The sequence below is a fragment of the Pseudarthrobacter sp. J1738 genome (genome assembly GCF_050490315.1).
GTDB lineage: Bacteria > Actinomycetota > Actinomycetes > Actinomycetales > Micrococcaceae > JBNPEO01.
The window spans coordinates 14,658-36,726 of the sequence record NZ_JBNPEO010000008.1 but is presented as its reverse complement, the minus strand read 5'-3'; the positions used below and the strand labels follow the sequence as shown (position 1 = coordinate 36,726).

Below are 22,069 nucleotides of genomic sequence, written 5' to 3'. Positions count from 1 at the left end.
AAGTCGCTAGTTCACTGGACACAAATAAGGCTTCAAATCCCACCGTCACCGCCAAATGCAAAACCCCTGTTTCCCTTTGTTTACAAGGGAAACAGGGGTTTTGTTTTATCTAAAATGAGACCGTCTCTTCGCCCGCCGCTACTAACGCAAAACGACTGTCAGACTTACCGCTTGGACTTGCGGTATCCAGCCTGAACAGCGGCACGCTCTGTGGAGAAGCAAACCACCGGGGTAGTGCGGCTATAAAAAGCCTGACCCGGCATGTGATAAATCTTGGTCTGGTTCCCCTTGATGGGCACCCATGACGGGCAGTTCAACTTGCTCACCGGACGGGCCGACGTCGGGCGTGGAACCACACGGACGTAACTCTGCCCGCTCGCGCTCGCTTTCACAGCGCCGGTGGCAACAATACGAACCGACCAGCGGCCACTCAATCGCTGCGCCTAGCTTTGAACCGTGACCGTCGCAACCGGGTACACGGTTGCCGGTCCCGCAGAGAACGACGCAACACGAGTAGTCGTGGCAGCAGCTGCCTCAGCCCGTTAACTGTCCCCCAACCCCAATGTCAGAGCCCGCTGCTACCGTCCTTGGCATGTACAAGCAGGACGGCCAACGCTTCAACGAGATGATGGAAAAGCTCAACAGACCAGCACCAAAAATCACCCCTCCCCGGGACATTCCGCAGCGCTTCGACGAGCTGGAGCCGGACATCGACTTTTGGCCGGCTGAACCTATTTGTACGTGCCTGTGTCACTTGTAGTGGGTCACGTGTAGTGGGTCGCCTGCACGCGGCCCCAAGGTGAGCCCCACCTGATCAGCCACTCTTCGAACACATATAGGCACAATCACCTTCTTCTGGCACGGTTAGGTGACAGTCTGCGCCCAACAGTCCCATAGCGAAGGAGGTAGCGCCCGTGACGTTCTTTACGCTGGCACTCATCTCCGCCGTCGCACTTTTGGGCCCGCTACTGACGCTACCCAAACGTTGGAACATTCCGGTGGTCCTCGGCCAGCTACTGGCCGGACTGGTGATTGGCCGCAGCGGACTGGCCTGGGTGGATTCCGCAGAGCCCACCTTCACATGGCTCGCGGACATCGGCTTTGCGCTCATGATGTTCGTCGCAGGCAGCCACCTCCCCCTCAGAAACTTAGACATTCGGGGCGTCCTCAAAAAAGGTGCCACCCAAGCGATCGTTGCCGCAGTGGGCGCCGGTGCACTCGGCGTCCTCATTGCCGCCGTGTTCGGCACCGGGCACGCTCCCCTATACATCGTCCTATTGGCGTCATCCTCGGCCGCGTTAGTCCTGCCGATCATCTACTCGATGAAACTCCAAGGCCCCAACATTCTGGCCCTCACAGCCCAAGTAGCTGTGGCTGACATTGCCTGCATTGTGGCCCTGCCGCTAGCCATCGACCCGGACAATGCTGTCCGCGCCGCTGCCGGCGCCCTAGTAGTGGCAGCATGCTCGGCGCTCCTGTTTGTTCTCCTGCGCCACTGGGAACAGCGCGGCACCCGACTTCTGGTGCACCGCCTCTCCGAACGCCACGGCTTGGCCCTGGAACTGCGGATCCAGTTGATGCTCCTCTTCGCCCTTGCCGGAATCGCCGCTTACGGGCACGTGTCAGTTTTGTTGGCCGGATTCTCCTTTGGCTTGGTGGTGGCCGCCGTTGGCGAACCACGCCGCCTAGCCCACCAACTATTTGCCCTCTCCGACGGCTTTTTAGGCCCACTATTTTTTGTATGGCTCGGCGCTTCCCTCAACCTCCGCGAACTGTGGGATCACCCCACCATGATCGCCCTAGGACTAGCCTTAGGCGCCGGCGCGGTACTGGTCCACTGCCTCAACTTTCTGCTGCACCAAGGCATCCCGCTGGGCGTTCTGGCCGCCACCCAGCTAGGTGTCCCCGTGGCCGCGGCAACCGTGGGCAATCAGCTGGGAGTCCTGCAGCCTGGCGAACCAGCCGCCCTAGTTCTGGGCGCACTCGTGACCATCGCCGCTGCGGCAATCGCCGGCTCGCGGCTCGCCTCAAAGCAGCGCAAAAGTTCTGCCACGAACCCTGCCACCTAGCGTCCACACCACATCCCGGATGCCGATAGAATCGGTTCTGAGTTTCAGCCGGCGAGGAAAGGTGTTACGCGTGCACAAGCGCCCACCCTTCCACGCGCTCCGGACCGCCACCCTAGCCGTGGCCTCAGTGTCCCTCTCCGCCGGCGCGCACGTCTATTCCGGCGGCGCATTGCCCCCGATAGTCATCGTTATTGCGCTGATCGCACTGACCGGGCTCGCGTCCACGCTACTGACGCGCATCAAACTCAACATCGTCACCACAACAGCCGCACTGAGCGCCGGCCAGTTGGCGCTTCACGAAGCCTTCACCGCGTTCCAAGGGACCGGAAGCGCCATCGCCTCAACAGTCCAGACCGGGCACCACTCGGTTCCGGCGCTAGCTGCGGTCAGTGATCACACCGCCCATTCGCTGGTTGAACATGCTCAAGAATTGAGCTCCGCACCCGGCGCCACCATGCTGATGGCCCACGCCATCGCAACCATCTGCACCGGGCTCCTCCTCGCCAAGGGCGAATCCGCTTTGTGGGCACTGGCGGCGTGGTTACGCCCCTTGGTGACCTTGCCGCTTACGGTAGGGCCCGACGTCGTACGCGCACCGCTGCCACGCACGGAACCGCGCGTACCGGCACAACTTCCCTGGCGAAACCTTCGGCGCGATCGGCACCGCGGGCCACCTCTCGGCGCGCCCCTCCCGCTGTACTAAACCGCCACTGCAGGAACCCGATTCCGTAGGAACCCGTTTCCGTACTACCCGTCTCAGGGCCCGGTGGCGGTCAACCACTTTTGCGCAACTACTGCGCGCCCGAAAGGCATTCCTGATGAAACACACCACATTCCGCCGCGCCATGAACACCGGCGCAGCCGTCACCGCCAGCACCGCCGTCCTGTTGCTGGCCGGCGTCACCGCCGCATCCGCGCACGTTGGAGTCACCCCGGATAAAACCGAAGCAAATTCCTACGCGCTGCTGACGTTCGCCGTCCCGCACGGTTGCGAAGGCTCACCCACAACCAAAGTCACCATCACGCTGCCTGAACAGATCGACCAAGTCACCCCCACGGTGAACCCCAACTGGACAGTGGCCAAGGTGACCGAAAAGCTGGCCCAGCCCAAAAAACTGGCAACCCGCAACAGCATCACCGAACGCACCAGCAAGGTTGTTTACACGGCAAAAACACCCCTCCCGGACGGTTACCGAGACACCCTAGTCCTCTCCTTGAAGGTCCCCGACGCCGCCGGAACCACCCTGATTTTCCCCACTCTCCAGAACTGCGAGAAGGGCCAAACGGACTGGTCACAGGTAGCCAAGGAAGGCCAGGATCCGGAAACGCTGGACGCACCGGCACCGTCCTTTGAAATCACTGCTGCGAGCGCCACCAGTTCAGAGCACGGCACCGGCCACGGCACCGACCAGGACTCAACGGCTACCGCGGCTACCAGCCCTGCTTCAACGGACGACGGCGGTGCCTCCGGCCGCAGCTGGGCTGGCTTGCTTGCCGGGCTGGCAGGGCTTGTGATGGGTGGGGCGGCACTGTTCAAGTCCGTCCGGAGCCGCCGCGCTGCGGGTGCCACTTCAGCGAAGTAGACATCATTTCTTCGCGAGGTCGGTGCTGACCGCCGAGATCCCCGTCTTTTTACGGGGTAATCGGAGCCAAGCACCGACCTCGGCGAAGATTCGGACTGGACAAAACACCGACTGGGGGGAGGGTGAGGACGGGGTGGGGGGCCGCCGTCGAACATTAACGGCGGCACCACGTCACAATCCGGGCGTCAATAAGCTGCGGTGGCCCGTAATTCGTTGACTAGGGCAACGGGGAAAGTAGATTGGTGACCATGAGCATGCTGAAGGCCCGATTCCTGATCCCCGCCACCTCGCTGGCCATTGCCGCACTCGCAATGGCAGGGTGCGCCCCGGCGGCCCCAGCACCTTCATCAACATCGAGTAATTCGAGCCAATCATCCTCGCCCGCACCCTCAACGGACAGCGCTTCGGCAAGCGCGTCGGCGTCGGCCACCCAGACGGCCAGCAGCAGCGCCAGCCCCAGCTCTACCACCAAGCCTTCCGCTACCACTCCGGCGGCAGCGCAAGCCGGAACTCCACCGCGCTGTGTCTCCGCCAACCTCACCGCGAGCACCGACGGCACCGGTGGCGGCGCAGCCGGAAGCAATTACATCAAGCTCATTCTCACCAACAAGGGCACCAGCAACTGCCTCCTGAAGGGGTACTCGGGCGTTTCCCTCACCGCGGGCCCCACGGGCGAACCGATCGGCAAACCCGCGGACCGGACAGCCGAAACCCCCGTTGACGTGATCCTCAAGCCAGGCCAGTCCGGCCACGCAGTGCTGCAATACAACCAACCCGGGAAGTACCAAGGCTGCCAACAAGTTCAGGCCGCTGGCATCCGGATCTACCCTCCAGAGGACACCGGCTCCGTGTTTATTGCTCGTCCCATGGCTGCCTGCGCCAACACCCAGATTGCTTTGCTGACCTTGGGGATTTACCAAGCTGGCTAAAGTGTCGGCGCGGTAAGGCATGATGTAAAAATGCGCGCAGGGCAATCAAACAACGGCCACGCCGCCGCCGTGATGGACCGTTTTAGCCCAGCAACCAGTCAATGGTTCCTGGGCGCTTTTAAGGCGCCCACCCCAGCACAATCTGGAGCTTGGGACGCCATCTCCTCCGGCAGCCACGCACTAGTTGTTGCCCCCACAGGTTCGGGTAAAACTCTCGCCGCTTTTTTGTGGGCCTTGGACGGGCTTATTGGGCGGGCCCAAACTGCCGGGCAAACAGAGTTGCCGCTGATGGTTGACGCTGCCCCGCTCACACCAAGCGAACCCGCCGGATCTGGAACAGGCGCATCTGGAACAGGCGCCGAATCTCCCCCTGCTGCCAAGGCGTCCAAAGCTCCAAGAGCGCCAAAGTGCAAAACCAAGGTCCTCTACATTTCCCCGCTCAAGGCCCTGGGCGTTGACGTGGAACGCAACCTCCGTGCGCCGCTTATTGGGATCACGCAAACTGCCAAAATGCTGGGCCTCCCTGCCCCGAGCGTCACAGTTGGTGTGCGCTCTGGAGATAGCACCGCGGCCGAACGCCGCACCCTCTTGAGCAACCCGCCAGACATTCTGATCACCACACCCGAGTCGCTCTTTTTGATGCTGACCTCCAAAGCGCGTGAAACCTTGGCTGAGGTGGACACCGTCATCATTGATGAGGTTCACGCCGTGGCCGGGACTAAACGCGGGGCTCACCTTGCCGTTTCACTTGAACGCCTGGACGCTTTGTTGGACAAACCTGTCCAGCGGATCGGCCTCTCAGCAACGGTTGAGCCACACGAGCTTGTGGCACAATTTTTGGCCGGCTCAGCACCGGTAAAAATTGTTGCGCCACCGGCTTCGAAGACCTGGGACCTGGCCGTCAGCGTACCTGTGGAGGACATGTCAGATCTCCCCGCCGCTGCCGCAGCACACGATCTTGGACCAGCCTCCGGACTCCAACCACAAGCATCCATTTGGCCGCATGTGGAAGAGAAAATCGTTGACCTAGTACTGAAAAATCAGTCCACCATTGTGTTCGCCAACTCACGCCGCCTGGCCGAGCGGCTCACAGCACGGCTCAACGAAATCTACGCCGCACGGCAATTGATGGAAGCTGAAGGCGGCTGGGATATTGATGTAACTGCGCTGCCTGGTAAAGCTGCACCGGGTGTCGCGGCCACTAAAACCGCACCGCCCGCGCAAGTGATGGCTCAAGCTGGCGCCACCACCGGTGCCGACCCTATCTTGGCGCGAGCTCACCACGGCTCAGTCTCCAAAGACCAGCGAGCCACCATTGAAGACGACCTCAAATCCGGGCGGCTCCGTTGCGTTGTAGCAACTTCCTCCCTTGAGCTCGGCATCGACATGGGCGCCGTGGACCTGGTCATCCAGGTCGAATCTCCGCCCTCGGTGGCCAGCGGACTTCAACGTGTGGGGCGCGCCGGCCACCAAGTCGGCGAAATCAGCCAAGGCGTCCTCTTCCCCAAACACCGCGCTGACCTCCTGCACACCACCGTCACGGTGGAACGTATGCTCAGCGGCAAAATTGAACGCCTCTCCATCCCGCAAAACCCGCTGGACATTTTGGCCCAACAAACCGTGGCGGCCACAGCGTTAGGTTCCCTAGATGTGGACCACTGGTTCGACGTCGTCCGCCGCAGCGCGCCCTTCGCCGGGCTCCCACGCTCCGCCTTCAACGCAACCCTTGACCTACTCGCCGGGCGGTACCCCTCGGACGAGTTCGCCGAGCTGCGTCCCCGGATTGTGTGGGACCGCAACGCCGGAACCATCGAAGGCCGGCCCGGCGCCCAACGCTTGGCCGTTGTCTCCGGCGGAACCATCCCAGACCGCGGGCTATTTGGTGTGTATTTGGTGGGCGATCAGGACCCCAAATCCAGCAAACGTGTGGGCGAGCTGGACGAGGAAATGGTCTACGAATCCCGTGTGGGCGACGTGTTCGCACTCGGTGCCACCAGCTGGCGGATCGAGGACATCACCCACGACCGCGTCCTGGTCTCCCCCGCCTACGGCCAGCCCGGGAAACTACCGTTCTGGAAAGGCGATTCCCTAGGCCGGCCCGTGGAGTTGGGCCGCGCCTTGGGTGCCTTCATCCGGGAACTTTCAACGTCCGACGTCGAAACCGCCACTGCGCGTTGCAGCGCCGCCGGGCTGGATGACTTCGCCGCCGGGAACCTCATCAGCTACCTCACCGAGCAGCGCCAATCCACCGAAGTTGTCCCCAACGACCGCACCCTCGTGGTGGAAAGATTCCACGACGAACTCGGCGATTGGCGAGTAATCCTCCACAGCCCGTTCGGCATGCCCGTGCACGCACCATGGGCCCTCGCGGTGGGCCGTCGATTACACGAACGCTACGGCCTGGACGGTTCAGCGATGGCCGCAGACGACGGCATTGTGTTGCGCGTTCCCATGATGGACGACGAACCACCCGGCGCCGAACTATTCATCTTTGAACCGGACGAGCTCGAAGCAATCGTCACCACCGAGGTGGGCGGAAGTGCGCTCTTTGCCGCCCGTTTCCGGGAATGCGCAGCCCGCGCCCTGCTGCTACCGCGTCAAACCCCCGGCAAACGCCAACCCCTCTGGCAACAACGCCAACGCGCCGCCGCACTACTAGACGTCGCCAAAAAGTACCCTACCTTCCCGATCGTCCTCGAAACCGTCCGGGAATGCCTGCAGGATGTTTACGACCTGCCAGCGCTCAAAGACATCGCGGCGCAGATTGAACGGCGCGAACTACGGATGGTCCACACCACCACCGCGCAGCCCTCGCCCTTCGCCAAGTCACTCCTCTTTGGCTACGTGGCCCAATTCCTCTATGAAGGCGACTCACCGCTGGCCGAACGCCGGGCCGCTGCGCTTTCTTTGGATCCGACTCTGCTCAACGAACTATTGGGCCGGGCCGAACTACGCGAACTCCTCGACGCTGCAGTTATTGAGACCACCGAGAAGGAACTCCAACGCCTAGCCCCGGACCGCAAAGCCCGCGGTGTAGAAGGAGTTGCGGACCTGCTCCGACTCTTGGGGCCACTAAGCGTTGCGGAGATCGCCGCACGGCTGGAACTGGAACCTGCCACACAAAAGGCGCCCACGGCTGAAGCGAGTGAAACAGCGGTCAGTGAGGCACTCGGTATTGCCGCCGTCGAACACGTCAATGCGCTGCTCAAGGCAAAGCGCGCCTTGAGCGTGAGTATCGCTGGGAGTGAGCGGTTCGCCGCCGTGGAGGATGCCGCGCGGTTGCGCGACGCCCTGGGTGTGCCGTTGCCGATGGGTATTCCGAACGCGTTTATTGAGCCAGTTGCCGATCCGCTAGGCGATCTGGTTTCCCGGTATGCGCGCACCCACGCCCCGTTCACCGCCGCAGAGGTCGCCGCACGTTTGGGGCTAGGCAGCGCCGTGGTGCAGGGGGCTTTGCGCCAACTCGCTGGCGCGGGCCGTGTGGTGGAGGGCGAGTTCCGTCCACACCGTGTTGCCGAAACAGATGGTGTTGCTGCGGATTCTGCTGCGGCTGGGGCTGTTACCAGTGCTGCGCCCACCGAGTGGTGCGATTCGGAAGTCTTGCGGCGATTACGACGGCGCTCCCTCGCCGTGTTGCGCGCAGAAGTCGAGCCCGTGGACACCGCCGCTTATGGCCGCTTTTTACCCACTTGGCAACACGCCGCCGCCTACGGAAAACGCAGTTCCTTGCGCGGCCTGGACGGAATTCTTACGGCAGTGGACCAACTCGCCGGGGTGCCCATTCCGGCGTCGGCCTGGGAACCGCTCATTCTGGCTAACCGCGTGCAGGACTACGCCCCAGCCATGCTGGACGAGCTCATGGCCGCCGGCGAAATCCAATGGTCCGGCGCCGGAGCCTTGCCCGGAAACGACGGTTGGATCCGGCTACACCTCGCCGAATCCAACCAACTCACACTCAACCCAGACCCCGAATACGTGCCCGGAAGCGCCGCCGAACGCGTCCTGGAACACCTCCAAGCAGGCGGCGGAGCCTACTTCTTCCGGCAACTCAAAGACATTGCCGAGGGTATGGACGCTGTCCTCAGTGACTCAGAAATTGTGGCGGCACTCTGGGATCTGGTCTGGGCCGGGCGGATCACTGGAGACACTTTTGCGCCAGTGCGTGCACTGCTGGACGGCGGCAAAACGGCTCACAAAATTACTTCCCGGCCGGCCCGGGCTCGGTCATTGCGGGCTGGAAGGTTGGGTGTTTCTTCTACTTACGGAGGGGCCCCTACCTATGGCGGGGGTCCCACGTACGGCGGAGGTCCCACGTACGGCGGGGCGGGGCGTCTGGGCTCTGGACTGCGCGGTGCCGGGCTCGCCGGGTCCGGTTACAGCGCAGAATCCAACACACCACCCTTGGCCGCGGGGCGCTGGTCAGCGCTGCCCATCCCCGCCCTTGACCCCACCATCCACGCCCACGCCACAGCCGAACTGATGTTGGACCGCTACGGGGTAGTCACACGCGGTTCGGTGATGGCCGAGCAGATTCCCGGCGGATTCGGGCTCATGTACAAAGTTCTGGCGCGGCTCGAGGAAGCAGGACGCTGCCGGCGCGGATACTTCATCGAACACCTCGGCGCAGCACAGTTCGCCGTCCCGGCCACGGTTGACCGGCTGCGTTCCTTCAGCGAAGACACCCAATTGCGTGCCCCCAACGATCCCGCACCACACGAGACCATCGCCCTCGCCGCCACTGACCCGGCGAACCCCTACGGCGCTGCACTCCCCTGGCCCGCCCCCGTGGCCGACGCCGGATCCGGTCACCGCCCAGGCCGCAAAGCCGGGGCACTAGTAGTGATGGTTGACGGGGCGTTAGTTCTCTACGTTGAGCGTGGCGGTAAAACGCTTCTGGCTTTCTCCGACGCCGATGAAGTTCTAGTGCCCGCCGCGGAAGCACTAGTTGATGTAGTCAAGCGCGGCGCCGTGGACAAACTCGCCATGGAAAAGGTCAACGGCCACGATCTTCTAGACACCCCACTCGCCGCCGCCCTCGCCGCCGCCGGTGCGTACTCAACACCACGCGGATTGCGGATCCGTGCCTGAGGGCGATTCCGTCTGGCGGGCGGCCCGGGAACTTCACTCCGCGTTGGCAGGCCGCGTACTCGTCTCGAGCGACTTCCGCGTACCCCGGTTCGCCACCTTGAACCTAGCCGGCTGGACCGTGTTGGAAGCTCTCCCTCGAGGCAAACACCTTCTGATCCGGGTTCAGCCACCCGCTGTTGGGTCCCCGGGCGGACTCACGATTCATTCACACCTGAAAATGGAAGGCTCATGGCAGGTTTATCCAACCGGCGGTAAGTGGCGTAAACCCGGCCACACCGCAAGGTGTGTTCTACGCACCGCCGAAAGTGACGTCGTCGGATTTTCACTAGGCATACTCGAGGTCATTCCCACAGCTGCCGAAGAGAAAACCCTGGGCCATTTGGGGCCCGATCTTCTGGGCCCGGAATGGGATTCTGACAAAGCCCTCCGGCGAATGCTCGCGTGGCCCAAGACTCCCGTTGGCGTGGTGCTGCTCGACCAACGAGTGATGGCTGGTGTGGGGAACATTTACCGTTGCGAGGCGTGTTTTCTGGCCGGCATTCACCCGAGCACTCCGGTAGCTTCGGTGCCGGATCCGGCTGAGCTGATCGGATTCGCCCACGAGTTGCTCCAAGCGAACAGGGGCAGCGGAATCCGGAACACTCTTGGTCCCAGAGCCGCAGCTCTTGGCGTTCGGCCCGGGTATTGGGTTTACGGGCGGCAACATCAACCTTGCCGGCGCTGCGGAACCCCGGTGCGTCGCGAGCTTCTGGGCACCCGTGACGTGCTGGGCACCGACGGCTTGACGAGCGGCGGGGTCGGCGAAGAGCGCAACATATTCTTCTGCCCCACCTGCCAGCCTCCCCCTCGCGCCGAAGTCGGTGCATAGCTCCGTTTACCCCGGAAATTAACGGGGAGAACGCGCCGATGCACCGACCTCGGCGAATGTTAAGGGGGCTACTCCGGGGAGAGTGCCACGGCTTTGGGGTCATGCACCATAAACTTCGGCAACAACCAATGCACCAGTGGTCCAATGGCCAAGGCGTAGACCACAGTTCCAATGCCCACCGTGCCGCCGAGTAACCACCCGATCACCAAAACGAGGACCTCGATGCTGGTGCGTGCAACCCTTACAGACCAGCCGGATCGGCGGGCCAACCCCGTCATTAGGCCATCTCGCGGGCCGGGACCAAAACGTGCACCAATGTAGCAAGCAGTGGCCACTGCGTTGAGCACCACGGCGGCAACCATCACCGCGAGTTGGAGCACAAATCCGTTGACCTGCGGGATGATCGCGAGCCCAATATCGGCAAAAACCCCTACCAAAACGGCGTTGCACAAGGTTCCAAACCCGGGCTTTTGCCGCAGCGGAATCCACAAGAGCAGCACCACAAAACTCATCATCACCACCACCGTGCCAATGCTCAGGTGGATGCGGCTAGCCAACCCTTGGTGGAAAACGTCCCACGGATCCAGACCCACGGCGGCACGAATAAAAATCGCCAGGGAAATGCCGTAAAGGGCCAAGCCGGCGAATAGTTGAAGGAGTCTGCGGAACATCATGCATCTATTGTCCAAGCAAACTGGCCTTGTATTCCATAGCCACTTTGAGATACTGGCCTTATGCCTTCCGCCCTTGCAGCAAGTTCACTCAGCCGACTCCTTGGCATCTGGAACCACGGCGTCTCCCCCGCGTACCGTGAGCTCGCCGAGGTTATCCGGCTCCTGATCCTCGACGGCCGGCTCCCTCTGGGCACGGCCCTACCCAGTGAACGCTCGCTCGCAGAAACGCTGGGCCTGAGCCGAACCACCGTGACCGCCGCCTACGCAGAACTCCGCCGAGAAGAATTCATCGCCGGCCCACAAGGCGGCCGAGCCAGGACCTGTGTGCCCGGGACGCTGGGTTCCAGCTACTCTGCCACACGGCAAAATGCGCGGCCAACTACCGCCAAGTCTCACCGAGCAATGGGCGACGGCGGCACTTACCTAAGTGCCGCCGTCGGACTTTCCGGGGCCCCTGGCCTGGCTCCGCCCGAGGGAGTTATTGACCTGGCCTACGCGTCATTGCCCGCGAGCGGAGAAGTGGTTCACCGCGGGTTTGCGGCGGCCCTGACGGAATTGCCGGCGCTCTTACCTGGTTTTGGTTACGACGCTCTTGGGCTGCCGGCGCTGCGCCAAGCCGTGGCGGACTACTACGCGGCACAGTCCGTCCCCACCGATGCTTCGCAATTGATCATCACGTCCGGCGCGCAGCATGCTCTGAATGTGATCCTGCGGACTTTCGCGGCCCGCGGGGCCAAAGTCCTGGTGGACCACCCCAGCTACCCGAACGCTCTGGATGCCATCAACGCAGCTGGCTGCCGGGCCCTACCCGTTCCCTTGGCGAAGGACCCGAATCAGGGTTGGGACGTGCCCGCCTTGGAGGAAGCGCTGGCCCAGCACAAGCCCGCTTTGGCGTATCTCGTCCCTGATTTTCACAACCCGACTGGACGGTTGATGACGGATTCTCAGCGCAGACGGGTGGTGCGCGCTGCCGCTGCCTCGGGGACCGTTTTGGTGATTGACGAGACCTTACGCGAAGTGAATCTGGACGGCGTCAGCGCTGCCCCGATGTCCAGTTTTGGTACCGAGGTGTTGTCCATCGGATCGCTCAGCAAGTCCCATTGGGCGGGCCTCCGAGTCGGCTGGATCCGGGCCTCCAGTGCCACTATTCAACGCTTGGCCGCCGCCCGGACCCCCATGGACTTGGGCGGGCCGGTAGTGGATCAACTTGCGGCAACCCACTTGGTCCGCGAACTCCGCGAGCCGCTTCCGGCAAGGCTCACCCAGCTGCGCAGGAACCGTGATGCGTTGATGGAATTACTCGCAGAACACCTGCCCACGTGGCGTCCCGAACAGCCCGGCGGCGGGCTCACAGTGTGGTGCGCGCTGCCCGGGGAACTCAGCACCGCACTGACGGTGCTTGGGCCCGAATACGGAATTCGTTTAGCCGCCGGACCCCGATTTGGCATTGGCGGCGCCTTTGAAAGACACTTGCGCTTGCCATTTACCCTGCCGGCAGAGCAGCTTCGCGAAGCCGTGCTGGCCCTCAAAGAAATGCAGGCCCGACTCGAGACCGCACCAAAACTACGAGCCTCTCTGAGCAAGTCGTCAACCCAGGACATCACCGAGCGCCCCGCCGCAATCGCCTAGCCCAGTCTGCCCTCCCCGCGACTTCCCCTTCCCCATCCCCATCCCCATCCCGCGAGGTCGGTGCTTAGCGTCGTTCTCTTAGGAAATTGCCTAGGCGAACGGCACGGTGCACCGACCTCGGCGTGAGGTGAGGGTGGACGCGTGAGGTGAGGGTGGACGCGTGAGGTGAGGGTGGACGCGTGAGGGAGCCCGGGACGCGAGCTACTCGCCGTAGACGCTCGCGAAGAACGTGCTCCAGGCGACCGCCGTTTCCTCAGAGCGGGCAGCCGGATCCGACGGCGCGCTGAAGTCGTGCACTGTGATCCCCACGACTGCGCCAAAATAGTTGCGGCCAAAGAATCGCAGCAGCGCATCCTGAGTTCGGATTCCCACGAAGTTTTCGTTCACAAAGTCCACGTCACCGCAAAGCTGCCCAACGCCGTCGAGCATTACATCGACTTTGTCCCCAACAGCGGAATCGGCAATACCCAATGCGCCCTTGAACTGGTCAAACGCTTCGGGCGTGGCTGAGGTAGCTGGCCCCTGAATGTCGGTGAACACCACAGGCTTGCCATCGAAGTGCTCCAAATATTGGCCCAAGGTGTGCAGATAGAACGCGGTGTGCTTTGAAGCGCCGTCGTATTGCTGGTCCCAATTGTCGGCAAAAATTCCGCTGTGCACGTAGTGAATAGAAGCCCTCCCATCCGGCAACGGCTCAATAACGTGCTCCAGCTGATTGAACCAACCATCAGGTCCGTCCATGCGGGAAATCAGGTGGCTCGGCCGCTCGTTGACAGGGAACTCGGCTGGCCACTGATCGGTGGGGAACATCCACGCAGGCGTGCCAGTGGTGATGGCCTCCCACACACGATCGGGGGTGGCTGGCACCTGAATATCGGCAACAATTTCAAACTCGCGGTTCTCGCTCACATTTGCTCCTTGGTGGTCTTTGAGGTGGTTTCTACTTGGTGCCTTGTGGGCTTCAGGGTTGGGTGAAGCGCGACGACGAGACGGTGCGGACGCGCTGTTGGGGTGCGTCCGCCGTCGTGATATTTATCCACGAGCTTCGTGACGGTGACCCCTAATTCTTCGGCGAACGCGGCCCGATCCTTAGCCGAGCTGAAGCTGAGGTCGGCATCGATCGCGAACGTTGCGAGGGGCTGTTTGGCGGCCGCTGCCCCCGTGATGAGTTTGCCTAATTCGGTCACCATCCTGGCGGCGAGTGCCAGCAACCAGAATGCCGAGAACTTGTCGCTAAAGCGGTGCGGATCTGGCGAAATTGCTGCGAGCGCGTCCGGTGAAATGACGTAGGACGCCGCCGAGGCTTGAACAATTCGCTCGGTGACATTTCCTTTGCGTCGCTCTTGGACAAGTTCCACGAGCCCCACTGATTCGAGTGCTTTGAGGTGGTAGTTGATTTTTTGGCGGGGTAGTTCCAAGGTGCCTGCGAGCATGGTGGCTGAGGCTGGTTGAACAAGCGCTTGAAGGATTCGCGTGCGGATGGCCCCGAGCGAGGCTTCAGCGACCGCTGGGTTGTCGATTACTTCGATGTCCTTCATAGAAAAAGTATGCCAACCGACAACTTTTCTTGTCAAGACCGTATTTCTCTCCGGCTCCCCCTCGCCGAGGTCGGTGCATCGCGTCGAATGCCTAGTGAATTCCCTAGGAAAACAGAGCTAAGCACCGACCTCGGCGAAAGGTGGGGTGGGGTGAGTGGGGGTGGGGTGGGGTGGGGTGAGTGGGATGGGCGGATGGTGGGCGCGGGTACCCTTGAACGGTGATGAAATCCCCACTTCCCGTGCGCGACGGCGTGAATGCGACCCGCCTTCGTCTTCCGCATGAGGGCCCCTGGGAGACGGCGATGGATTACATGATGCATCGCTGGGGGCACATTGACCCGCAGGGAATCACGGACCGCTTTGATGCTGGGGAGATTGTTGGCGAGGGCGGCGTTCCTCTGGACAGGACCACCCCGCTCACCGCGCACACTTTCATTTGGTACTACCGCAGCTTGCCGCCTGAGGTCAGAATGCCGGTGGAGATCAATATTTTGCACCAGGATGAGCACCTCCTGGTGGTGGATAAGCCGCATTTCTTGCCCACAACTCCGGGCGGTACTTACATTCAGGAATCCGCGCTGGTGCGCTTGCGGAATCAGCTGAATCTGCCCGAGCTGATCCCTATGCACCGGCTGGATCGGATGACGGCGGGTGTGTTGCTGTTTTCCACAAACCCGGATACCCGCGGCAAGTACCAAGTGCTTTTTGAGAAGCGTCAGGTGCAAAAAGAGTACGAGTGTGTGGCCGCAATTAAACCTGCCGGCGGCCTGAACACCCCCGATTTTCCGGTGGTGGTCCGCAACCGGATGGTGAAGTCACGCACCTACCTGCTCGCCGAAGTGGTGGATGGGGAGCCAAATACCGAGACTCGCATCGAGCTGATGGACACGCACGACGACGGGACGTCACCGGCGCGGGGCCTCTACCGTTTGGAGCCACATACCGGGAAAACTCACCAACTGCGCGTGCATATGACCTCGCTGGGTCTAGGAATTATGCATGACGCTTTCTATCCTGACTTGCTAGACAAAGCTCCGGACGACTACTCCAAACCGCTCCAGCTCCTGGCCCGCGGGATCAACTTTGTTGACCCGATCAGCAAGCAGCCGGTGGAGTACCGGAGCGAACTGCAGTTGAGCGAGTTTCCCCCTACAAAATAGTCCGTCCCACGCAGGCCGGTGCATCCCCGTCGTCGCGGACAAGGATTGACGAGTGCTCATCCCACCAGCCATGGTTAGTGGGTGAATCGTCCCACCAAGCAGAAAAACGTGATCCTCATTTGTGTCGACGAATGGCGTGGGGATTGCCTCGGCGCAGCCGGGCACCCGCACGTTCAGACGCCACACTTGGACCAGCTGGCCCGTGAAGGTGTGCGCTTTGACCGTGCCTACTCCGCCACGCCCACCTGTGTTCCGGCTAGGGTTGCCCTCTTCACCGGGCAGTCGCAGGAACGGCACGGCCGGGTTGGCTATCAGGAGGGTGTCGACTTCAACGCCGCCCACCCTGTGACCATTCAAGGCGAGTTCAAAAAGGCCGGATATCACACCCAGGCCATCGGCAAAATGCACGTATACCCGGAGCGGGCCCGGCTTGGTTTTGACGATGTTGTCCTGCATGACGGCTACCTGCACTATGCCCGCAAGAAGTTCAAACAACAGTTCGCGTTTTTTGACGATTACGTTCCGTGGTTGCGGCGTCAACCCGGGGTGGCACCGGATGAGGAGTACTTCGATAACGGCGTGAACTGCAATTCCGTGATGGCGCGCCCGTGGGACAAGGACGAGCGGCTGCATCCAACAAGCTGGGTGGGCACACAGGCTGTGGAGTGGATGTACCGGCGTGATCCCAGCAAACCGTTTTTCCTGTACTTGTCCTTCCACCGGCCCCACCCGCCGTACGATCCTCCAGCGTGGGCGTACAACCAGTACCTGAATCTCCCCGACTACAAAGCGGTGGGGGGTGATTGGGAAGATGACTGGGATGAGTTCCGCAAGGACGGCGACTACCAGGCGGCTTACGGGCACCTGCCCAACGAGGTGGTTCACCGTGCCCGGGCCGGCTACTACGGGCTGATGACGCAGATCGACCTGCAGATCAACCGGATCCGTGAATCTCTAGCGGACTTTGGCCTGGATGAGGACACCGTTATCGCATTTACCAGTGACCACGGCGAGCTGATGGGCGGTCACCACATGTTCCGCAAAGCCCTCCCCTATGAAGGTTCCGCACGAATCCCCCTGATCATCGCGGACTCAGCGGACGCCACTAGGAAAGCCGCCGCCAGCCGAGTGCAGCACACAGTAGTCAGTGACGTTGTGGAACTGCGCGACGTGATGCCTACGCTCCTTGACCTCGCCGGGGTGCCGGTTCCGGACACGTGCGACGGCGTATCCCTCGCCCCGCTGCTGCGGGGCGCCGCAAGTGATCCGGAGCGGCCACCTGTGCGCGAATTCCTCCATGGCGAGCACGTCTATTTTGGCCAGAATATTCATTGGCTCACCGATGGGAAGGTGAAATACATTTGGGGCTCTGGCAAGGGAACTGAGCAGTTTTTTGACCTAGCGCAGGACCCTCAAGAGCAGCGAAATCTCGCCAAAGAACCCGAACACCAAACCACCGTGGCTGCGTGGCGGCAGCGGCTCATCACTGTCCTGGTAGGCCGCGAAGAGGGCTTTGTGCGCGACGGTCAGCTCTTTCCGGGCGCCCCTGTGGTGAGCATGCTCAGTCACACACGAGAAAAAATCGCGGCAAGCCAATAGCCATCCTCAGGTACGGTAACTTGGCCACATGATCTTTGGCAGCCCCGAAGCATGGGGCACGGCAGTCTACTGGTGGAGTATTCCGCTGGTCCTCGGTGATGCCATTTTCCCGCCCATCCCCTCCGAAATGCTGGTGATCACCGGCGGTGCACTCGCGGCCGAAGGACGAATCAACCCGTGGCTACTGGGTGCCATCGCGGCGCTTTGTTCATGGTTGGGCGATGTTCTAGTTTTTCAACTGTTCCGGCGCCAACTCAGTAGCGTTTTGGACCGTTGGGGCTGGGGCCGCAGAGTCCACCGCGGAATTCACCGGGCGCTCGAGCGGGCCGGCCGTTCTTCGGCGTACGGGGCCATCATCGGTGCCCGGTTCTTGCCCGGCGGAAGGCTCGCTTGTTCCGCTGCCGCTGGAATCGGCGACGTCACAGCACGGGGGTTCAGTTTTTGCGCAGCAATTGGCGCCGTCCTCTGGGCCACCTGGCTGGTGGGTCTGGGTTATTTCACGGGCTCCGCCACCCGCCTACCCTTTTGGGCGAGCTCACTCATTGGCGTGGGGGTGGGCCTAGCCGTGGGCGCAGTGCTGGGCCTCATCATCACCAAACGGCGCGGCAACCGCTCCCCGGTGGTAGAGCCCGGCACTGAAGACTAAACCACCAGCCACTTACCCCGCGCACGGCGGCTCACCGTTTGACGCCCCGTCACTGCAACACGGTCGACGGCGTCCCGCACCGAGGCCGCCGATTCTCGCGCAAGGCGATTCTCGGCGTCGTACTCGGTTGGCTCCACCAAAAAACGCAAGGTCAGTTGCGGAACCCCACGCACAATGTCCAGCTGATTCGCCTCAACATGGTGGCAGGATTCGAGCGCCTCAACCGCAGTGGCCATCACCGATTCCGGGGCGTTGCCCGGGCGCAGGCCATCAATAGTCAGTGTGGTGCGGAAGGAAGGCATCCCCCAAGCCTAACCAAGCGAACGCGCAAACTACCCGGTGTTGCGCAGACCGGCTGCCACACCGTTGATGGTCAAGAGCATGGCGCGCTGAAGCGTTACGTCGATCTCGCGTTCGCTAGCACCAGCGGCAACCTTGTCAGAGCCTTCGCGCACGCGGCGCAAGAGTTCCACTTGCAGGTAGCTGATCGGGTCAAGGTACTGGTCACGGATTTCGAGTGAGCGCTTGAGGGTGGGCTGCGCGTCCAGCAGAGTGCTTTCACCGGTCAAGTGCTGAACTTCGGCCACCGTGAGCTCGTATTCGGCACGGATCACGTCAAAAAGATGGTGCAGCTCGGCCGGAACCAGTGAAGCAACATAGTGCCCCGCAATGTCCATGTCCGTTTTGGCGAGGGTCATTTCAACGTTGGAGAGCACCGAACTGAAGAAGTTCCAGCGTTCCAACATCTCACTCATTTGCGCTTCATTGCCGGCCTCGCGGGCGGCCTTGAGCCCGGAACCAACGCCGAACCAGCCTGGAACAATCTGGCGAGACTGCGTCCAACCGAAGACCCACGGGATGGCACGGAGCCCACCCAAACCGGCGCCAGAATCGGGACGCTTAGACGGGCGCGAACCAATGTTAAGGTCACCTAGCTGTTCCACCGGGGTGGATGCCAGGAAGTAGGCGGGCAGATCGGGATCGTCAATCAAGGTGCGGTACTGGGCAAAGGCTGCGTCAGAGATCACTTCCATCACGTGCCCGTAACGTTCGCGTTCCTCCTCAGAGGTGCGTGGGGTGCGGTGCAGGGCGGAACCTTGCATCACGGCAGCCAAGGAAAGCTCTAAGTTCTCGCGTGCCAGTTCAGGCAAGGAGTACTTGTCAGAGATGACCTCGCCCTGTTCGGTGAACTTGATCTCGCCTTCAAGTACTCCGTTGGGCTGAGCCAGGATGGCGTCATAAGTGGGTCCGCCACCACGGCCCACGGAGCCACCGCGGCCGTGGAACATACGGACCCGGACACCATGTTTGGCAGCCACGTCCCGGAGTTTGCGCTGGGTTTTGTGGATTTCCCACTGGCTGGTCATCACACCGGATTCTTTGTTGGAATCCGAGTAGCCCAGCATAATTTCTTGCACGTTCCCACGCAGCCGGACTAGTTCGCGGTAGGCCGGCTCGGAGAGCAACTGGTCCACAATTTCGGCCGATGCGCGCAGCTCGTCAACAGTTTCCAGCAGCGGCGCAAAACCGATCTTCGCGTACGGCGTCTCGCCGTGAAGCTCCACCAGCCCTGCTTCGCGTGCCAACACGGCTGGCGCCAGCACGTCGTCGGCTCCGCGAGTCATCGAGACAATATAGGTTTCGATCACGTCTGGACCGTAGGTGCGCAGTGACTGCCGGATCACACGGAAAACGTTGTAAGTGTTATCCGCAATACCGTCCAAACGGATGGGGTGCCCGGAGAGCGGACGGTGGGAGGACAATTCCCCGCTGAGTAGCTCGAGGCGTTCTTCGCGGGACAGTTCAGCGTACGGCTTGGGCAGGTCACCCAAGCGATCAAAGAGCTGGCCAACCGCGTCATGGTGGTGATCGGCATGCTCGCGGATGTCCAAAGTGGCCAGGTGCAGCCCAAAAGAAGCCAATGAGCGGCGGACGCGCGCCAAGGCACCGTCCGCAACCAACGACGCCGAGTGCTTGCGGAGTGAACGCTCCATCAGTTCCAGCTCGGAGACCATTTCCGCGGTGGAGGCAAAGTCGCGTCCGGGTTCGTGTGACTTCCCAGCCGCAACACGACGCCCCGTGTTGATGAGCTTGGCCTTGATGCAGGTCAGCTTCAAGCGGTAAGGCTCTTGTGCGTTGAGTTCAAGGACGCGTTTGTCCAGGCCCGGCAGATTGGCCAAGTCCACCCGAATGGACTCCAGCAGCTCTTCTTCGGCACCGGCTAGGGCGGTGGAGTTGGAGAGTGTAGAGATCAAGTCGTCCAGCAGCGAGATGCCGATCCGTACGGCGTTCTGGTTTTGGATCTGCAGAATTTCGCGTGTGACGTCGGCCGTGACGTTGGGGTTACCGTCACGGTCTCCACCAATCCAGGAACCGAAGCGAATCGGTGCGTTTTGGGCGGGCAGCGTTACACCGTGGGCGTCGAGCAGTTCGGTGAGTTCGGTGAGAACTTCCGGCATGGCGTCGGTAAGGATGTTGCCAAGGTAGTAGATCGCGTTACGGGCCTCGTCGATGGGTGTGGGCCGGACTTGGCGCAGCTCGTCGGTCTGCCACATCTGATCGATGATTTCGGCGAGTTCACGGTCTTGGCGGCGGCGAGCGGAGGTTCCTTCAACCGTGGGCTGTGCCAAAACATCAGAGAGTTTGCGGATTTTGTCCAGCACCGAGCGGCGTGAAGCTTCGGTGGGGTGCGCCGTAAAGATGGGGCGAACGTCGAGTTCGTTAACCACGTCCTGCAGGACTGTTGCACCAGCTTTTTCAATGATCTCGGCTACGGCTTGGGCCAGCCAGCCGTCTTTTTCTGCCCGGGTGCGCAGGCTGCGAACGCGGTGAACCTGTTCGGCTGCATTGGCCAAGTGGAAGTAGAACGCAAAAGCGCGGACCAGATCGGTAGCCTGCTCAAGCGGCAGGGAGGCGAGGAGTTCGCGGACTTGGGCGGCGACGTCGTGCGCGCTCCACGGCCCGGTAGCCGCGGCGCCACCCCGGCCAGCCTCCTTAGATTCTTTGGTGAGAAGGCGTACTTGTTCAACCAAAGCCAGCAACTCGGGGCCGTGCTGACGCACCAAGGATTCACCCAAGAGTGTGGAGACGCGGCGGACATCGGCACGCAATTCGGCGGCAAGATCCTCATCAACCTTGTTGAACGGCGTTGCGGGTGCGGACACGGGGGCAGCGGGAGACATGGAACCGACTTTCGTGGTTTTGGTCTGGGCTCGTACACTGCGCTGGATACTGTGAGCCAAGTTACGGATACTTCAGGCATACTACCGGGACGTGACCGGGGTCCCACAATTTGTCTCGGATGTTAACGCGCACGTGCGGTCACCGAGCTGGGCTGCGGGCATTTTTTGGGGCAGAGTCAGGTTGTAGAAGTATCGGCCACAGGATCGGTCCTAGGAGAAGACATGAATAACGCAGCACCCGCCAAAACAGACCCCCAGGTGGCACGGTGGGAACGCTTCCGCCACTCCCGCAACACAGCGCTTGCCACCGAATTCGGCTGGCTCACCCTCACCTCGTTTCAGTGGCTCCCGCCGCAACCAGGCACCCTCGAGATGGTCCCCGGATTGTGGTCAACCGACGGTACTGCGGCGACACTCACCGCGAGCGCTGCGGACGGATTGCGCTTTGTGGACACTGGCGAGGCCGTTGACGGCACGTACACCCAAGAGCTTCAGGACGAAGAATCGTTGAACTGGGTCCAGTACGGCGGCACCGACGGTTCTCAAGTTCAGGTGGAACTTGCTGTACGCGGCGGCAAGTTCGCCATCCGGACACGGGATAGCTCCTCGCCGGTTTTCACCGACTTCAACACTGTCCCCACCTATGCTTTTGACCCAACGTGGGCCATCACTGCCCGCTGGGAGCCCTATCCCGAACCACGCGAGATTCCCATTGGCACCGCCAACCCCTTGGTGGGTGGTGTTCACCGTTCAGTAGGCGAGGTGGTTTTTGAACTCCCCGGAACTGACGGCAAACCTCAGGAGTACCGCCTGCAAGCTGAAGAAGAAAAACTGGGCGCCCTGACCATCACCTTCCACGATGCCACGAACGGAGACACCACCGATGACTGGCGCAAAGTCTCCACGGCCAAGCCCCGCCCGAACGGCACCGTGGTGGTGGACTTCAACCGGGCCATCAACTACCCCAGCGCCTTCACCCCTTATGGCACGTGCCCTATGCCGGTGAAAAACAACAGCTTGGACGTGCGCGTAGAAGCTGGCGAGAAGGACCCCACAAAGGGGTGAACGTCACCGCTTAGGGCTGACCACACTTTGGGCCAGCCC

Annotated in this window: 18 protein-coding genes; 12 read left to right on the top strand and 6 right to left on the bottom strand. The window is 61.8% G+C overall.

The genetic code is table 11. The features are described 5' to 3' along the window. Positions 1–164 precede the first annotated feature (164 nt). On the bottom strand, positions 165–434 hold the full coding sequence (locus tag ACQR35_RS10905; RefSeq protein ID WP_430267484.1) for a hypothetical protein: 270 nt from the start codon (positions 432–434) through the stop codon (positions 165–167). 158 nt (positions 435–592) lie between these two features. On the opposite strand from ACQR35_RS10905, the gene ACQR35_RS10900 reads away from it, so the two are divergent. The 7 genes from ACQR35_RS10900 (at position 593) to ACQR35_RS10870 (ending at position 10,537) form a co-directional block, all read left to right on the top strand. Continuing rightward, positions 593–760 carry a hypothetical protein gene (locus ACQR35_RS10900; RefSeq protein WP_430270041.1) on the top strand — a complete coding sequence of 56 codons (168 nt, stop codon included), beginning with the start codon at positions 593–595 and terminating at the stop codon, positions 758–760. 154 nt (positions 761–914) lie between these two features. Continuing rightward, positions 915–2,069 carry a cation:proton antiporter gene (locus tag ACQR35_RS10895; protein WP_430270040.1) on the top strand — a complete coding sequence of 385 codons (1,155 nt, stop codon included), beginning with the start codon at positions 915–917 and terminating at the stop codon, positions 2,067–2,069. A gap of 70 nt (positions 2,070–2,139) precedes the next feature. Beyond that, positions 2,140–2,772 carry a hypothetical protein gene (locus ACQR35_RS10890; RefSeq protein WP_430270039.1) on the top strand — a complete coding sequence of 211 codons (633 nt, stop codon included), beginning with the start codon at positions 2,140–2,142 and terminating at the stop codon, positions 2,770–2,772. Between the two features lie 115 nt (positions 2,773–2,887). Further along, a complete protein-coding gene (locus ACQR35_RS10885; protein WP_430270038.1) occupies positions 2,888–3,652 on the top strand; it encodes a YcnI family protein in 765 nt (254 codons plus the stop codon). A 248-nt stretch (positions 3,653–3,900) separates the two neighbouring features. Continuing rightward, on the top strand, positions 3,901–4,581 hold the full coding sequence (locus tag ACQR35_RS10880) for a DUF4232 domain-containing protein (protein WP_430270037.1): 681 nt from the start codon (positions 3,901–3,903) through the stop codon (positions 4,579–4,581). A gap of 30 nt (positions 4,582–4,611) precedes the next feature. Continuing rightward, positions 4,612–9,669 carry an ATP-dependent helicase gene (locus tag ACQR35_RS10875; RefSeq protein ID WP_430270036.1) on the top strand — a complete coding sequence of 1,686 codons (5,058 nt, stop codon included), beginning with the start codon at positions 4,612–4,614 and terminating at the stop codon, positions 9,667–9,669. After that, positions 9,662–10,537 (top strand): DNA-formamidopyrimidine glycosylase family protein, encoded by an 876-nt coding sequence (locus tag ACQR35_RS10870; RefSeq protein WP_430270035.1) that lies wholly within the window; start codon positions 9,662–9,664, stop codon positions 10,535–10,537. Before ACQR35_RS10875 ends, ACQR35_RS10870 begins: the two co-directional genes overlap by 8 nt. A 68-nt stretch (positions 10,538–10,605) precedes the next feature. Here the strand turns inward: ACQR35_RS10870 and ACQR35_RS10865 are convergent, their stop codons facing one another. Then, complete coding sequence (locus ACQR35_RS10865; RefSeq protein WP_430270034.1) at positions 10,606–11,211, bottom strand: YczE/YyaS/YitT family protein; 606 nt, start codon at positions 11,209–11,211, stop codon at positions 10,606–10,608. Positions 11,212–11,271: 60 nt separating this feature from the next. On the opposite strand from ACQR35_RS10865, the gene ACQR35_RS10860 reads away from it, so the two are divergent. Next, the gene (locus ACQR35_RS10860) at positions 11,272–12,840 is read left to right on the top strand and encodes a PLP-dependent aminotransferase family protein (RefSeq protein WP_430270033.1); all 1,569 of its coding nucleotides are present in this window, start codon (positions 11,272–11,274) and stop codon (positions 12,838–12,840) included. Positions 12,841–13,041: 201 nt separating this feature from the next. Here ACQR35_RS10860 and ACQR35_RS10855 read toward each other — a convergent pair whose 3' ends face one another. Both ACQR35_RS10855 and ACQR35_RS10850 read right to left on the bottom strand, forming a co-directional pair. Continuing rightward, entirely contained in the window at positions 13,042–13,749 is a 708-nt protein-coding gene (locus ACQR35_RS10855) for an SRPBCC domain-containing protein (protein WP_430270032.1), read from the bottom strand. Continuing rightward, entirely contained in the window at positions 13,746–14,378 is a 633-nt protein-coding gene (locus tag ACQR35_RS10850) for an ArsR/SmtB family transcription factor (RefSeq protein ID WP_430270031.1), read from the bottom strand. Before ACQR35_RS10850 ends, ACQR35_RS10855 begins: the two co-directional genes overlap by 4 nt. Before the next feature lie 221 nt (positions 14,379–14,599). Here ACQR35_RS10850 and ACQR35_RS10845 point away from each other — a divergent pair, with 221 nt between their 5' ends. From ACQR35_RS10845 to ACQR35_RS10835, 3 genes are all read left to right on the top strand, one after another. After that, positions 14,600–15,538 carry an RluA family pseudouridine synthase gene (locus ACQR35_RS10845; protein WP_430270109.1) on the top strand — a complete coding sequence of 313 codons (939 nt, stop codon included), beginning with the start codon at positions 14,600–14,602 and terminating at the stop codon, positions 15,536–15,538. A gap of 81 nt (positions 15,539–15,619) precedes the next feature. Continuing rightward, positions 15,620–17,137, top strand: a complete 1,518-nt coding sequence (locus ACQR35_RS10840; protein ID WP_430270030.1) for an arylsulfatase — start codon at positions 15,620–15,622, stop codon at positions 17,135–17,137. A gap of 28 nt (positions 17,138–17,165) precedes the next feature. Next, positions 17,166–17,783 carry a DedA family protein gene (locus tag ACQR35_RS10835; RefSeq protein ID WP_430270029.1) on the top strand — a complete coding sequence of 206 codons (618 nt, stop codon included), beginning with the start codon at positions 17,166–17,168 and terminating at the stop codon, positions 17,781–17,783. Here the strand turns inward: ACQR35_RS10835 and ACQR35_RS10830 are convergent. Continuing rightward, positions 17,780–18,085: a hypothetical protein gene (locus tag ACQR35_RS10830; protein ID WP_430267471.1), complete on the bottom strand. Its 306-nt coding sequence runs from the start codon at positions 18,083–18,085 to the stop codon at positions 17,780–17,782. The genes ACQR35_RS10835 and ACQR35_RS10830 overlap by 4 nt on opposite strands. Positions 18,086–18,115: 30 nt before the next feature. Further along, entirely contained in the window at positions 18,116–20,965 is a 2,850-nt protein-coding gene (gene ppc, locus ACQR35_RS10825) for a phosphoenolpyruvate carboxylase (RefSeq protein ID WP_430270028.1), read from the bottom strand. A gap of 222 nt (positions 20,966–21,187) precedes the next feature. Here ppc and ACQR35_RS10820 point away from each other — a divergent pair, with 222 nt between their 5' ends. Beyond that, the gene (locus ACQR35_RS10820; protein WP_430267469.1) at positions 21,188–22,030 is read left to right on the top strand and encodes a DUF1684 domain-containing protein; all 843 of its coding nucleotides are present in this window, start codon (positions 21,188–21,190) and stop codon (positions 22,028–22,030) included. Positions 22,031–22,069: the final 39 nt, after the last annotated feature.